A 13,904-nucleotide genomic window follows, 5' to 3' on the forward strand; every position below is an offset into this window, starting at 1 on the left:
TAGCTTGCTTAGTCATGGTTTCTTTATCAAAAGACTTTAGTACCTGACATATTTCATCAGTATTCTTAATATTTGTTTCCTTTATTTTACTTTATTTAATCGGTCTATCTCATTAATAAAACTTGCCCAAAACTCATTACGCTTTTTATCTAATTCACTCTTCTCATATTGTTTAGATGCCTCTATATTTTGCTTTGTTAGCATCATAGAGTATTCTTTATTTGAGATTGCCTTTTCAATGCTAGCGGCTAAGTCTTTATATTCTCCAGCCTTATGGATACAATTTAGGTCAATCAATTCAGGAATTCCTCCTGCATTTGAACCTACAACAGGGCACCCTCTGCTCATAGCCTCAATTACTGCCCGAGGTAGTCCTTCTTGAAAACTAGGCTGTATATATAAATCCATTTCATCTAACCAATTTAAAACTGGTTCTCCACCAGGCAAAACTCCACAAAACTTCACTTTATCTCTAATTCCAAGTTTGTCAGCTAAATTTGCCCATTGTTCAACTTCACCGTCTCCAAGTATATGGAATTCAAAATCAATCCCGTTAGACTTAAGAATACTTAAAGCATTTAATGCAACATCCCATCCCTTAATCCTATTTTTTAAGCTACCAATCATGCCAATCTTATATATCGTCTTGCCTTCTAAACGACTATTTCTTATTTCGTATGCCTTTTCAAATACACTGCTTATTTCCACATTAGAAACATTTGTAGTTTTTCCTTTGGTGGGATATCTTTTTTGTAAAAATTCATTTGTCACATATAGTGTATATGGAGATTCATAAACTTTTTTTTTCATTTTATGCATCGCTATTGGTGCATAGATTTTACCCATCAGACTTCCATGATTCCACAAAGCATCCCATACGCAGGCAACAACTTCTACTGCATATGGTTTATTTAATTTCTTTGCAATTCTAATAGCTAAATTACCAGTTTCACTTGGTAGTCGAGCTATCAATGCATCTGAATCAATCAATGTTTTTCTTATAATATCTTCTGCTTCTTTTTTATTTGAAAATTGCTTTATTGGTCCACTTATTGAAGGTACAGGCTCTAATTTCGTCTCTTTTAAATCAAAATTATTATAAGTCTTATTATTATACTTATTGTCTAACTTTTCTTTTCTTGCTAATACAATAATCTCATCAAAGTGATTTAGATACCTCTTCCAGGCTTGGTTATTAAAACTCCCGCCTGTATACAAATTGCCCTGTTCATCTTCTTGAAATAAATGATCATGTGCAAAAGCTAATCTCATATCTTCACATCCTCGCTATAAACGTCACCGATTATCTCTTCATACATTTCTAAATGCTTACTTAAGTTATTCTCCAAAGAGTAGACTTCTCTTACTCTTCTCATATTTCTCTCTTTCTCTTCAGCCATCTCATTTTTATTTTTAAAAAATTCCATGACTTTATCTACAAACTCATCTGCAGTTTTATGTACATTATTCTTATTTCCAACCACCTCAACTGAACCTCCGGCATCAGTTGTCAACACTATAGTCTTTCTACTCATAGCTTCAACTAATGTTCTACCAAACGATTCAGTATTATGATTAGAAGTCAAAATAAACACATCAATATCATAATAAAACTTATCCATTTCTTCTAAATTGATATTAATTTTGCCGTCAAATCTACTTCCGAAGGTTTGCTCTAATTTGCCATACATTGCTTTCGTTTCTTCTAGTGCTTTTTCATCCAAACAACCTATAGCCATTTTCACATGCAAGCTATCTCCAAGAACTTTATCAAGTTTCTCAGATATCTCTACTGCTAGCGGCCAGTTCTTCCAGGCGGTATATCTTCCAGCAAATCCAACAGTTAAGATACCCTCATCTGCTTTTCCTACTACTTCATCATAAGCTTCAAACAAATCACCTGCAGTATTCTCAATTATCTTATAGTCTAATGAAAATCTTTTTACCTCTAAAGCCTCTCGCCAATACTTCATGTTGAACTCAGTAGTTGTGACAAGTGTATTTAGCTCTTTCATAAAAAAGAAAAATAATTGCTTAAAAGGCTTGTTGTATTTCGTATAGAGACCTCGTTCCGTATGAATCAGATGATTATCTTTTGAAATCAATCTAAATTTCTTAAGTAATGCAACTATAAAGAAACTGACTTGTGCCTGAGTGTGAATAACCTTAGGCTTTTTATCATTGATTATTTTTCTTACCTTCAATATATATCTAATGAAATCAAGAGGATTCTTTACTAAATGCTTAATTCTCGTATGTTCTGTTAAATCGAAATATTCAACACCAGGTTTGGGTTTACTAACTTTTCCTGGCTGAATTACACCTAATGAATACTTATCTTTTGAACCATTAATTATAATCTTAGTTGATTCTTGTTCTCCTCCAACAGTGTCCAGACCATTGTCACCCATCAGTAATATGTCTACTCCATTTTCATTCATCACTGTCCACTCTCCAATTCAGTCAACTCAATAGAATCTTTGAAATCTTTTATTCGGTAATTCGCCTTATCATAGTTACTCATAGACTTCTCATAAACCAAATTGCCGAATACCTTATTCACTATTCCAATCCCAAACATCAACCTCAAGACCGGATTAAACAGCTTAGTCATCACTATCTTCTTCCCATGAACTTCACCAATCAATCTAACCAACTCACTTGTCTTCACATACTCTTTGTTCTGTGGGAAGTAAAGACCTGTCTCTTCATGATCGATCATCACCTTAATGAACTCACAAAGATTATCTATATGAAGCATACTGCGCTCATTATCGATGTCAGGAAATACTGGTATCTTCTTTGCCATGTTTGCAAGCCTTGGATAGTTCCCTTTAGACCCTTTTCCATAAATCATTGGTGGCCTAACCACCACAATCTTAAAATCATCAGACTCTAAATGTTTGATGCCTTCTTCAGCCTGTAGCTTACTATTTCCATAGAAATTACTTGGTGTTGGAACAGTATTTCTATCAATAACTCTTTTAGTACTGCTGCTATCGCCATAAACTATGATGCTGCTCATAAAAATGAACTGCTTTACACCTTCTGCCTTGGCCTTCTTAGCAGTCTCAATCGTTAGGTCTCTATTTACTTTATAGTAGAGGTCTTCCATCTTAGGATCAGATGATACGTGCGCAATCCCTGCCACATGAAACACAACATCATATGAACCGAAGTCTTTCTCTTTCCATGATCCATCTTTCATATCAACCGTATCTACTTTATATTTATCAGGTTCTCTCATGAGCCAATTCTGAAGAGATGTACCTATGTAACTGTTTTTTCCAGTGATTAATATATTTTTCATTTTGCCACTGTCTCCTCAGCTTTAGAATTATTAGAGTTTTCTTCAGCTGCTTTAGCTTTAACCCCAGTCCCACCTTCAACAACTCCATCACTCTTAAACACACTAACAATCGTACCGAAAAAGCATTTCACATCCATAATAAAACCAATCCGATCAACATATTCACCATCTAGCTTCGCTTTGATTTCGATCGGCAATTCATCTCGTCCGTTAATTTGCGCCCAACCTGTGAGTCCGACCGGAACATCATTAGCACCGTATTTATCCCTTTCAGCAATCAAATCGAATTGATTCCATAGTGCGGGTCTTGGGCCAATAATGCTCATTTCACCTTTTACGATGTTAATAATTTGTGGTAATTCATCTAAGCTTGTTTTTCTTAAAAACTTGCCTACTCTAGTAATCCATTGATCTGGGTTGTCGAGTAGATGTGTTGGTGTGTCTTTAGGTGTGTCAATTCTCATTGTTCTGAACTTCAGAATATGAAAATGACTCTTGTGGATGCCGATGCGCTTTTGTTTGAAAAGCACGGGTCCTCGCGAGTCAATTTTTATGGCAATAATAAGAATTAGAAAAATAGGGGATAGTAAAATTAGACCTAATAATGATAGTATGATGTCAATTAATCTCTTGGTAGTCATGTAATTCATAATAATCTTCCCCCTGTGTCTGGTTGCTTGTCTGTAACGTTCGTTATTTAAGTTTATCTTACCTTAAATTTGTTAAAGTTACTATCAATTAAGATTACAGTTTGGTTAAGAAATGCTAGTTTTGATCTTTTGTTCGGCAAAAACGATGTCCATAATGGCGTCTTTAACTTGAACATTATCAAATTGCTCAAATGTGTCGATTAGCTGTAAGACTGGATTAATGTCAACTTGGTCTGTTTTGCCGATATATATCTTCTCGTATACTTCTCTTGGATGAATTTCATCCTTATTAAGTAGTTCTTCGTACATTTTCTCACCTGGTCGAATACCAGTGAATTTAATTTCAATGTCATCAGTTGAATAGCCTGATAGGTTGATCATATTTTTTGCCAGGTCAACAATTTTAACAGGCTCGCCCATATCGAGGACGAAAATTTCTCCACCATTTGCAAGTGTGCCTGCTTGAATCACAAGTCTTGTCGCTTCTGGTATCGTCATAAAATAACGTGTCATCTCTGGGTGTGTGACTGTAACTGGTCCACCTTCTGCTATTTGTTCTTTAAATAGTGGGATAACTGAGCCACGGCTACCTAGTACATTACCAAAACGGACGGCAACGAATTTCGTTTTACTTCGTGTCGCAAGGTCTTGGATGATCATTTCTGCAATACGTTTTGTACCGCCCATAACGTTAGTTGGGTTAACGGCTTTATCCGTTGAGACTAAAACAAATGTATGAACATTGAATACATCGGCTGCTTCTGCAACATTTTTCGTTCCGATGACATTGTTTTTAATCGCTTCATGTGGATTATATTCCATGAGTGGCACATGCTTATGTGCAGCTGCATGATAGATAATCCACGGTTGATATTGTTTTACAATATTAAAGATTCGGTCACGGTCTTGGACATCAGCTATAAGTGGAATAATTTCAGTAGTCGTATGTCCGTATGTCTTCTGTAATTCTTTTTCGATTGTATAAATACTAAACTCACCATGGCCGACTAATAGAATTCTTGACGGATTAAAGCGCATCAGCTGACGGCAAATCTCCGACCCGATCGATCCTCCTGCACCTGTTACCATAACGGTATTGTCAGTCACATATGTTGAGATTGCATCGATATCAAGCTCTACCGGTGGACGTCCGAGGACATCCTCCACGTCGATATTTCTTAACATTTTAACCGATACACGACCAGTCGCAAGGTCTTCAAGTTTCGGCAAAATTTGTACCTTCTTCGCTGTGTTATTACAACGATTAATAATTGCCTTAAGTTCACCATTTCGAATTGATGGTATGGCAATAATTATATGTTCAATTTGCTTGGCTTCAACGATTGCTTCGATTTCTTCAGTCGTACCTAGGACAGGTAGATTAAAGACGTGCATTTTTTGCTTCATCGGATCATCATCAACAAATCCAATTGGGTTTAAGTCTACGTCTGTTTGCCCGTTTGTAAGTTGTCTGGCGATCATCGCTCCCGCATCACCTGCACCAATAATTAATGTACGCTTTCGATTTGGATTTGGATTAATATAGTGATCTCGGAAAACCCGCCAAATAAAGCGTGAACCACCGATCACAGTTAAATGAATGAGCCACGTAACGAGCATTGCCCGGCGATAAATCTTAAAATCATTAATGAAGTACTGGAAAACTGCTGTTGATAGATTCGCTAATGTAACAGAGTAGATAATCGCTTTTAATTCTTTAACACTCGCATATGCCCAAATCTTATGATAGAGTTTAAAAATTAAAGCATAGATAAAATGAAAGATTAATAGTCCGATTGCGCTAAAGCATACGATATTAGTATCCCAATCTGATCGTGCAGGATAAACAACCCATGCCGCTAGGAATATAGCTGTTGCAATCATAAGTGAGTCAAGCAATATAAGTGAGATAAGTCGCTTGCGATATGACATGATTACTTGCCCCTTTTTTCGAAAATTCAGGTAATTGAAAATCGTACGGTGGAGCTTGCCACCGATCAGTTTATTCTTCTGCTCTTAGTTGATCTGTTAAATCAAACAGGAGCTTTTTAACATCTTCGCCGATTTCTTTATTTTTCAGTGCGAATTCAATCGTCGTTTCAATGAAACCGAGTTGTTCCCCTACATCGTAGCGACGTCCTTGGAAGTCATAGGCGTATACTTTCTGAATTTCATTTAACATTTGGATTGCGTCTGTTAATTGAATTTCTCCACCTGCACCGATTTGATGACGCTCTAAGAATCGGAAAATTTCAGGTGTAAACACGTAGCGTCCCATAATCGCTAGATTTGATGGTGCAGTACCTAGTGGTGGCTTCTCAACAAAATGATCCACTTCATAGAGTCGACCATTCACCTTTGCACCTGGATCTACGATTCCGTAGCGTTCAGTTAATGCTTCTGGCACTTGTTGAACACCAATCACTGATGATTGTTTATCTTCAAATTGATTAATCAATTGTTTTAAGCATGGTACGTCACTTTCAACAATATCATCACCGAGTAGCACCGCAAATGGCTCATCACCGATAAATTTACGAGCACACCAAACTGCATGTCCAAGACCTTTTGGTTCTTTTTGACGAATATAGTGAATATCCGCTAAATTTGTAGATTGCTCAACTTTATGTAACAAATCTAGTTTGTTTTTAGCCTTTAGATTTTGCTCAAGCTCTGGTGCGAAATCAAAGTGATCCTCAATCGCACGTTTACCTTTTCCGGTTACGATAATAATATCTTCGATGCCCGAAGCAACTGCTTCCTCGACGATGTATTGAATTGTCGGTTTATCAACAATTGGTAACATTTCTTTCGGCATCGCCTTTGTCACTGGTAAAAACCGAGTCCCTAGACCGGCTGCTGGGATAATTGCTTTTTTTACTTTCGCCATATGAAACATGCTCCTTTTTATTGATCTATTAGTATGTGCCAAATTGATTAGCCATTTGAGTTATATTAACCCACCATTTGGGAATGGTGAGTTTTTCCCTTAAAATAGACCGAGGAATTTCTTCCGTTTAATCATTATTGGCTCATCAATGTAGACCATCTTATTATCGACGATCTGTTGGGCGTTGTCCATAAATGTGAATAGAGTGTGCTGCCCGTATTGTTCTGTGATTATTTGGTTTGCTTCACGCATATAGAAGCCTCTTGACTTCGTGTTATGTGCGTCTGATGCGATAAAGTGTGTTAAATTATGTTCAATTAATTCATGTGTGAATTTTTTTATTTTTGTACCGAATTTGCCTACTAGGCTTGCGGCAGTAATTTGTGTTAATGCACCGTTTCTAACGAAGTGGTAGAGCTGTCCTGGTTGTTCCCGTAAGACTGTGTTTCTTTCTGGGTGAACGATGATTGGGATTAAGTCCTTCATCTGAATGTCAAATAACAGCTGTTCTGTATATCGTGGAATATGTTCTGTTGGTAGCTCAATAAAAATATAGCGACTTGCTCCGTTTAAGGTTAGAATTTCGTCGGCTTCGTAACCTTCAATCAGTTCACCATGAACTCTTACTTCTTGCCCAGGCAAAATTGTCAATGGGATCTCCTCTTGTTGGATTCGATCATTTAATCTAGTTAAATCGGAAAGTACTGATTTTTTCGGATTATTGTAACGCCCATTTTTATGATGTGGGGTTGCTATTATCGTATGAATGCCTTCTGCGACGGCTAGTCTTGCCATGGCTACGCTGTCTTCTAGATGTTTTGCTCCGTCGTCTACACCGGGTAGTATATGACAATGTATATCTATCATATTGACAACCTCCTCATCTGTAATTTTTGTACAGCAATAATATTATAACAGTTTTTTTCATAGAATGGAACCAATTTTGTGACTCTTTTCCATAATTTCAGCAAAATTTTTAGGCATATTAGCTTATATTAACTGTGATTTTATCTAATTTTTGGGTCATTTGTCCTATTGGAGCGCTTGATATGACAGTTTTTGTGTGATTTTTCAGGTTTTGATTTGGAAATTGTTTTTTGTGATAGGGAAAAATGAGGATTTGTCACTAGAAATTCACATTTTTAACTATTTGTTGGGTTGTGACTAAAAAATCCGCACATCTTATGTCGATGTACGGATTTGTTTCTGGATATGTGAGCTAGGTTCCAGTTTGAATTTGGGTTATTTTGTTGTCGCAGCTACAAGGTGTGGGCGTTTATTAAATAGAAAGCTTACGGCAGCAACATTTATTACAAATGATGGGATGAGGTACGAGCTGTTATAAACGAGTGAGTAGACCCAAATATTCATCCCTTCGATTAATGATTCAAAGAAGACAACTCCTGCAACATAGTGTGTGATAAATCTAAGTGTGATACCAATTAATACACCAACTGTCACCATGCCGACGAATCGTTTGGTATTGTTATTTTTTAATGCTGCTTGAACAGCTGGTGCGAGTAGTCCCGCAAATCCTAATACCATAAATGCGATTGGATAGTCGAGAATACCCTGTATCGGGTGACCAATCCATGCTGTTCCTGTTGCAACTTGGAGAATCCCAAAAAGTAAGCCAGACAGTAGGCCTCCTTTTAAGCCCCAACGAAATGCAACGATAAAGACTGGGATCATCGCAAATGAGATTGAACCACCTTGTGCCCAGATTTTAAATGACAGAAATGGAATGATGTCTAAAATAAGTGCTAGTGCTGTAAAGATAGCCACCTCAATGAAAAATAGTGTACGTTTAGATTGCATACTTCTTCCCCCTTATATTTTTGGGTTTTATTGATTGGATTTGTGGAATATTCCTCCAATCTTTTTAACAATAAAAAAGCAATGTGCCAAGGGGATGCTTCCTGATGGGGAACCCGCTCACATTGCTTGTTACTTTATGCAAAAATACCATCAAAAAAGCCACCATCCCTACGCTAGAATTATCTAACAGGTTCATAGGGTCAGAACAATGCGTGTTCAATCTCAGCCGACTCAATCAGCTCCCCCTGTAGGCTTGTGCTATTTACTTTTTTATTACTAGGTATTAGTATAAAGGATTTAAATTCAGAATTCAAGAGGAATGATTTTAGGAGAATAAGATAGAACCGGATGATTGAGGATGTTAGAATTTTGATTTGGGTGCGTTCGCACTATGGTGTGGTGCGAATTTTCTTGATTGGGTGCGTTCGCACACTGTTTATGTGCGATATTTTGAATTTGGGTGCGTTCGCACTATCAAGTGGTGCGATTTTTCTTGATTGGGTGCGTTCGCACTATCAAGGAGTGCGAAATCCGGGAATTGAGTGCGTTCGCACCCGAATTGGGATTATCGGGAAAATGGAGCGTGAATTTTTTCATAAAAAAACTTGCGCAATAACGCGCAAGTTCTATTCTCCGTAATAATAATACTGATCTTTTGATGTTTGGACGTCGTTTAGTACGGCTCCAAGTAATTTTGCTTTGGCTGGTTCAAGCAGTTCTTTTGCTTTAATCGCAGATTCCTGGTCTGTTTGCTTACTACGAATAACGAGTAGTGAGCCATCAACAAAGTTGGCAAGTAACTGAGCATCTGTTACTGCAAGAACAGGTGGTGTATCAAAAATAACTAGATCATACTGGTCTTTTGCCTCGTCAATTAAGCGACGCATCTTATTCGAGCCGAGTAATTCTGATGGATTCGGCGGAATTGGACCAGATGGTAAAATGTCTAGATTTGGGACATCAGATTTAATTGCTGCTTCGTTAAGCTCATACTCACCAACGAGTAAACTACTTAAACCACGGCGGTTGTCGATTCTAAATGTATAGTGAACAGTTGGTTTACGCATGTCGGCGTCAACTAAAAGCACCTTCTTTTCTTGTTGGGCAAAAACGATCGCTAGGTTGGCAATCGTAAGTGATTTACCTTCTGACGGGTTAGCTGATGTCACGAGCATCGTTTCAAGTGTATCGTCTACCGCAGTAAACTGTAAATTTGTTCGAATCGTACGGAATTGCTCAGAGATTGGTGAGCGTGGATTCAGTTTAGTAATTAAATGTCTAGCTGCTTGTTTAACTGGTCTTTTATGTTTAGCCATTATATGTTACTCCCCTTTCTCTAGCTTGACGTCTATTTGCATGTTGTTGTATGTGCACGAGGTCAGTTTCTTGAACTTTTGCCACAACACCAATGACAGGGAGACCAACAATTTTTTCAACGTCAGTTTCTGTTTTTACAGTTGTATCTAAGTATTCAAATAAGAATGCTAAACCAACACCAACCATACCACCTAAGACAAAGGCGATAGCAATATTTAGTGTGAGATTTGGACTCACTGGTGTCGGGTTTGCTGGTAGAACTGCAGGATTTAATATATTTACGTTATCAACATTCATTAATTCGTCTATTTGATCTTGGAAAACTTCAACGGTCACATTGGCAAGATCAACTGCCATCTTTGGATCGGGATCTGTAGCCGAGACGGTTACCACTTGTGATCCATTCTCATTTGTGACGGAAATTTTTTCAGCAAGTGCTGATGGTGAGATTGTCAATTGAAGTTCATCAATCACTTCATCAAGAATCCGGTTACTTCTGATAATTACGCTATAGGTATTGATTAATTCAACGTTTGTTCGAATTTCATTTAATTCTACTGTTGCGTTGGGTTGATTTTGATTCACAAGAAATTGTGAATTAGCTCGATAAATTGGTGTGATAAAAAAGTATGTAAATATACCGCTTATAATCGCTGATCCTATTGTTAGGACAATGATTAATCCTAGTCTCTTTTTAATTATCTGAGCGATCTCTTTTAGTGTAATTGTTTCCTCCATTTAGTTTGATCCTCCAATGTTTAGTTGAGTAGTCCTGAATTGGACAAAAATATACAAAAAACATTATAGCATATTTTTTTATAAAATTGGTAAATTAATTTAATATAATGATTTTACGTCATTACTTTTAGCAATTGGTATAATATTTTTTCAGAATATTAGGAAAATTGTTCTTTTTTATTAACACTTTATTGGCTTATTTGTAATATTTGATATAATAGAGTTTGTAAGCGAATTCATTTTATGGGGGCTTTCATATGTTGATCGATCATTTTATCGAAAAAAGACTTTTTACACATAATTTTCAGCCCATCTATCACTTAAACAGTCATCAGTGTCTTGGATTTGAAGCGCTAATGAGGCCGTTTGATTTTCCAAATCCTGAGTTAGCGTTTGAGGCGGCTAAGCGGGCTGGGCGCTTGTATGATCTCGATACTGCATCGATTGAATTAGTGATGCGCTCTTTTCGGGATTCTCGTCTTTCTGATGGTGATGCGGTCTTATTTATTAATGTGCTCCCTTCTACTTTAATCAATCCTAATTTTTCTACGTTTATTTATCACACTTTACACACCAATCAATTACGAGCGGATCAAATCGTTTTGGAAATTTCCGAGTCAGAACAGATGGATCAATTGCTCGATTCCTTTCATATGATTCATGATCTTGTTGATTATGGTTTCCAATTTGCACTTGATGATGTCGGTAAGGGTTATTCCAATTTTGATGTTATCATTGAATTTCCGTTTAAGTATATAAAACTTGATCGCTTGTTTAGTACGCAGCTTCATCTTTCAAGTAAGAAAAAAGCTCTAGTTCAGCTATTTCGCGATTATTGTAGGGATCAGCAGATCCAGCTTGTGTTAGAAGGATTGGAGACGCGGCAGGAGTATCTTTTTGCTATGCAATTAGGTGTTGAGGTTGCGCAAGGTTATTTTCTCGGTCGTCCAAAAGCAATTGAAGAAGTGCGTGCATTTTTGTAAAGTTTGTTCCTTTGACTTATAGAATATATCGTTTAAACTTAAATATAGTATACATAAAGGAGTGATAAATGATGATCTGTGGAAAATGCCAAACAATCAATAACGATGATGCAAAATTTTGTATCAATTGTGGAAAACAAATTGATCATTTAAAGCAAAATCCAGTTGAAAATGAGCCAGAGGTGAAGGTTGAAGCTACTGCTACGCAGGCGACTGATGAAAATCCGACTAGTGCTGCTGGGGCGGAAAGCGTTCAGCCACCTAAGCGTCCGATGGAGCCAGATCCAACAATTGAAATGGCAAAAGAGATTGGCCAAAGTTTTTGGAATTACTTACTTAATGGTTTGAAGGCACCTTATCAAGCAAGTAAGGAAGTTGGTGCTAAGCAAGCTGATTTAATTAATGGACTAATTACTTTAATTATCTTTTCTGCTTTCCTTCCGTTATCTGTTTATCTATCAGGTACGATGTTGATGGCTGGATGGGGACGTCCGTCTTTCATTAGAACTGTTGTTATTCCGTTTTTCTTGTTTATTTTATTTATTGCAATTACGGTAGCAGTTCTGTTTGCAGTCGCACGACTAATGAATTCTAAAATTGACTTCTTACAAGTCTTTACACGTTTCATGACGTTTATGATTATTCCAGCTGGACTCGCTTTATTATCTTTTGTCGTAAGTATTTTCAACGCATACTTGTTTAGTACTATTTTAATGTCGTTAGTATTTTTAACTATGTTCTTAGCAAGTATTGCAACGATCTTTACGATTAAAGATACAAAAGAAAAACCAGGTGGATTAGATGTTACTTACGTGATTATTATTCATTTCTTAATCATGACGATCGTGTTGCTATTATTCAGTGACGCACTTATCGGACAGTTAATCAATCAGATGATGTGGTAAATTTTATTGGACTTTAGTAGGTTCTGACTCAGGTCAGAACCTACTTTTTATTTTTGGAGGGGTGTTGGAACTGGCTTGGGCCAGTTCCTTCCTTTTGATTTGGATGATGTGAGAATTGGCGTATGCCAATTCTGACTGCTTGGAGGCTGGGAGTGGGAGTATTATATAGTGGTGGTGCGAAATTCTATTTTTGGGTGCGAACGCACTATGATGTGGTGCGAATTTTCAATTTCGGGTGCGAACGCACTACGATATAGTGCGAAATTACTTTTTCGAGTGCGAACGCACCCAATTTGGTTATAATTACCTCATTATACCGGAATTATTTTTGATAAATCATAGTGAGTTGAATTTCTATTCCCACTAATCGGTAGATTTAAATCTTTAAATATTCGGTACACTGTAAAACGCGATTCAACCTCCAAAAAATATCGAGCTGTCTTATTTGTAATAAGGGGATTTACTATTTTTGCATAATCACTAAGTGCTGAGATATGTGCCTGTTGATTCTGCTGTTTACAAAATTCACAAATCCACGTACCATGAACACGCACCATCTTTCCCCGTTCACAATCGGAACACAACACTCCAGTACGGATTGAGTAAATATTTAAATTAAATTTTTCAAGAATATTCTCCCTCCTCACCGTGTGTTTGCTCAACAATCTATAAGCTAGATTTTGGATCATCTTTGGATTTTGAATTCTTTGATAAAAATTTAGGATTTCGTCGATTCGGAAAGTAAGTCTGTGTAACGCAATTAGATCTGGCGTTCCTCCTAGATTTAATATTGCATTTTTATTTGTGAAGACAACAAGTGGATGAATAGGTAAGTCTGAATAGCCAAGTTGATTCAAAACCTGGCGGAGTTGTTTTGCTTGAAGTTTTACTTGTGTGTAGGGATTTTCATAAATTTTTTGACTATCTGAGGTTTGCTGGATCAGTTGATCTTCTTCGTTTAATAATAACTGACCTTTAAGATTTTTAGACTCAATAATGATGCAGACTGACTGTGTTAAAATCATTCGATCGATTTGAAAATAGTGTTTATCACCTTTTAATCTTAATCCTGCCAAACTATACGCACCTGCTAAATCAGACAAGTTTAAATAATAATCTAGCTGCTTTTCACCTTGATATCCCGCTTCTTCTCTCCGGTAAATATCCTGTAGCTCATCTAAAATTTTATCTCTTCTAGGATACCGCTTTAACAAGATCTCCGATTGTTGATGTAATTCAGTTTTTGACAATGGTAAAACAATTTTCATTCATAAATCACTCCTTTTACTTTTC

At 36.8% G+C, this 13,904-nt stretch carries 13 protein-coding genes and 1 riboswitch; of the genes, 2 read left to right on the forward strand and 11 right to left on the reverse strand.

What is annotated here, in order from left to right:
* Nucleotides 1-81 precede the first annotated feature (81 nt).
* From AXY_RS10140 to AXY_RS10190, 10 genes are all read right to left on the reverse strand, one after another.
* Nucleotides 82-1,272, reverse strand: a complete 1,191-nt coding sequence (locus AXY_RS10140; RefSeq protein ID WP_015010723.1) for a glycosyltransferase — start codon at nt 1,270-1,272, stop codon at nt 82-84.
* Nucleotides 1,269-2,441 (reverse strand): glycosyltransferase family 4 protein, encoded by a 1,173-nt coding sequence (locus AXY_RS10145; protein WP_015010724.1) that lies wholly within the window; start codon nt 2,439-2,441, stop codon nt 1,269-1,271. Before AXY_RS10145 ends, AXY_RS10140 begins: the two co-directional genes overlap by 4 nt.
* Nucleotides 2,441-3,310: an NAD-dependent epimerase/dehydratase family protein gene (locus AXY_RS10150; protein ID WP_015010725.1), complete on the reverse strand. Its 870-nt coding sequence runs from the start codon at nt 3,308-3,310 to the stop codon at nt 2,441-2,443. Before AXY_RS10150 ends, AXY_RS10145 begins: the two co-directional genes overlap by 1 nt.
* Nucleotides 3,307-3,960, reverse strand: coding sequence for a sugar transferase (locus AXY_RS10155; RefSeq protein WP_015010726.1), 654 nt, complete (start codon nt 3,958-3,960; stop codon nt 3,307-3,309). The genes AXY_RS10150 and AXY_RS10155 overlap by 4 nt, the downstream gene beginning before the upstream one ends.
* A 105-nt stretch (nt 3,961-4,065) precedes the next feature.
* Nucleotides 4,066-5,892: a polysaccharide biosynthesis protein gene (locus tag AXY_RS10160; protein ID WP_015010727.1), complete on the reverse strand. Its 1,827-nt coding sequence runs from the start codon at nt 5,890-5,892 to the stop codon at nt 4,066-4,068.
* A 70-nt stretch (nt 5,893-5,962) separates the two neighbouring features.
* Complete coding sequence (gene galU / locus AXY_RS10165) at nt 5,963-6,850, reverse strand: UTP--glucose-1-phosphate uridylyltransferase GalU (protein ID WP_015010728.1); 888 nt, start codon at nt 6,848-6,850, stop codon at nt 5,963-5,965.
* A gap of 99 nt (nt 6,851-6,949) precedes the next feature.
* Nucleotides 6,950-7,717, reverse strand: a complete 768-nt coding sequence (locus AXY_RS10170; RefSeq protein WP_015010729.1) for a tyrosine-protein phosphatase — start codon at nt 7,715-7,717, stop codon at nt 6,950-6,952.
* 375 nt (nt 7,718-8,092) lie between these two features.
* Nucleotides 8,093-8,668, reverse strand: coding sequence for an energy-coupled thiamine transporter ThiT (gene thiT / locus AXY_RS10175; protein ID WP_015010730.1), 576 nt, complete (start codon nt 8,666-8,668; stop codon nt 8,093-8,095).
* A 148-nt stretch (nt 8,669-8,816) separates the two neighbouring features.
* Nucleotides 8,817-8,924, reverse strand: a riboswitch (TPP riboswitch).
* A gap of 370 nt (nt 8,925-9,294) precedes the next feature.
* Entirely contained in the window at nt 9,295-9,984 is a 690-nt protein-coding gene (locus tag AXY_RS10185) for a CpsD/CapB family tyrosine-protein kinase (RefSeq protein WP_015010731.1), read from the reverse strand.
* A complete protein-coding gene (locus AXY_RS10190) occupies nt 9,977-10,723 on the reverse strand; it encodes a YveK family protein (RefSeq protein ID WP_015010732.1) in 747 nt (248 codons plus the stop codon). The genes AXY_RS10185 and AXY_RS10190 overlap by 8 nt, the downstream gene beginning before the upstream one ends.
* Before the next feature lie 257 nt (nt 10,724-10,980).
* On the opposite strand from AXY_RS10190, the gene AXY_RS10195 reads away from it, so the two are divergent.
* Together AXY_RS10195 and AXY_RS10200 are read left to right on the forward strand one after the other, a co-directional pair.
* Nucleotides 10,981-11,706 (forward strand): EAL domain-containing protein, encoded by a 726-nt coding sequence (locus tag AXY_RS10195; RefSeq protein WP_015010733.1) that lies wholly within the window; start codon nt 10,981-10,983, stop codon nt 11,704-11,706.
* 71 nt (nt 11,707-11,777) lie between these two features.
* The gene (locus AXY_RS10200; protein ID WP_041450174.1) at nt 11,778-12,611 is read left to right on the forward strand and encodes a zinc ribbon domain-containing protein; all 834 of its coding nucleotides are present in this window, start codon (nt 11,778-11,780) and stop codon (nt 12,609-12,611) included.
* Between the two features lie 311 nt (nt 12,612-12,922).
* Here the strand turns inward: AXY_RS10200 and AXY_RS10205 are convergent, their stop codons facing one another.
* On the reverse strand, nt 12,923-13,879 hold the full coding sequence (locus AXY_RS10205) for a nuclease-related domain-containing protein (RefSeq protein ID WP_015010735.1): 957 nt from the start codon (nt 13,877-13,879) through the stop codon (nt 12,923-12,925).
* Nucleotides 13,880-13,904: the final 25 nt, after the last annotated feature.

The organism is Amphibacillus xylanus NBRC 15112 (assembly GCF_000307165.1).
GTDB lineage: Bacteria > Bacillota > Bacilli > Bacillales > Amphibacillaceae > Amphibacillus > Amphibacillus xylanus.

Coding starts and splice junctions, on each gene's coding strand:
- AXY_RS10140 (WP_015010723.1), bottom strand. CDS start 1,272: ATGAGATTAGCTTTTGCACATGATCATTTATTTCAAGAAGATGAACAG.
- AXY_RS10145 (WP_015010724.1), bottom strand. CDS start 2,441: ATGAATGAAAATGGAGTAGACATATTACTGATGGGTGACAATGGTCTG.
- AXY_RS10150 (WP_015010725.1), bottom strand. CDS start 3,310: ATGAAAAATATATTAATCACTGGAAAAAACAGTTACATAGGTACATCT.
- AXY_RS10155 (WP_015010726.1), bottom strand. CDS start 3,960: ATGAATTACATGACTACCAAGAGATTAATTGACATCATACTATCATTA.
- AXY_RS10160 (WP_015010727.1), bottom strand. CDS start 5,892: ATGTCATATCGCAAGCGACTTATCTCACTTATATTGCTTGACTCACTT.
- galU (WP_015010728.1), bottom strand. CDS start 6,850: ATGGCGAAAGTAAAAAAAGCAATTATCCCAGCAGCCGGTCTAGGGACT.
- AXY_RS10170 (WP_015010729.1), bottom strand. CDS start 7,717: ATGATAGATATACATTGTCATATACTACCCGGTGTAGACGACGGAGCA.
- thiT (WP_015010730.1), bottom strand. CDS start 8,668: ATGCAATCTAAACGTACACTATTTTTCATTGAGGTGGCTATCTTTACA.
- AXY_RS10185 (WP_015010731.1), bottom strand. CDS start 9,984: ATGGCTAAACATAAAAGACCAGTTAAACAAGCAGCTAGACATTTAATT.
- AXY_RS10190 (WP_015010732.1), bottom strand. CDS start 10,723: ATGGAGGAAACAATTACACTAAAAGAGATCGCTCAGATAATTAAAAAG.
- AXY_RS10195 (WP_015010733.1), top strand. CDS start 10,981: ATGTTGATCGATCATTTTATCGAAAAAAGACTTTTTACACATAATTTT.
- AXY_RS10200 (WP_041450174.1), top strand. CDS start 11,778: ATGATCTGTGGAAAATGCCAAACAATCAATAACGATGATGCAAAATTT.
- AXY_RS10205 (WP_015010735.1), bottom strand. CDS start 13,879: ATGAAAATTGTTTTACCATTGTCAAAAACTGAATTACATCAACAATCG.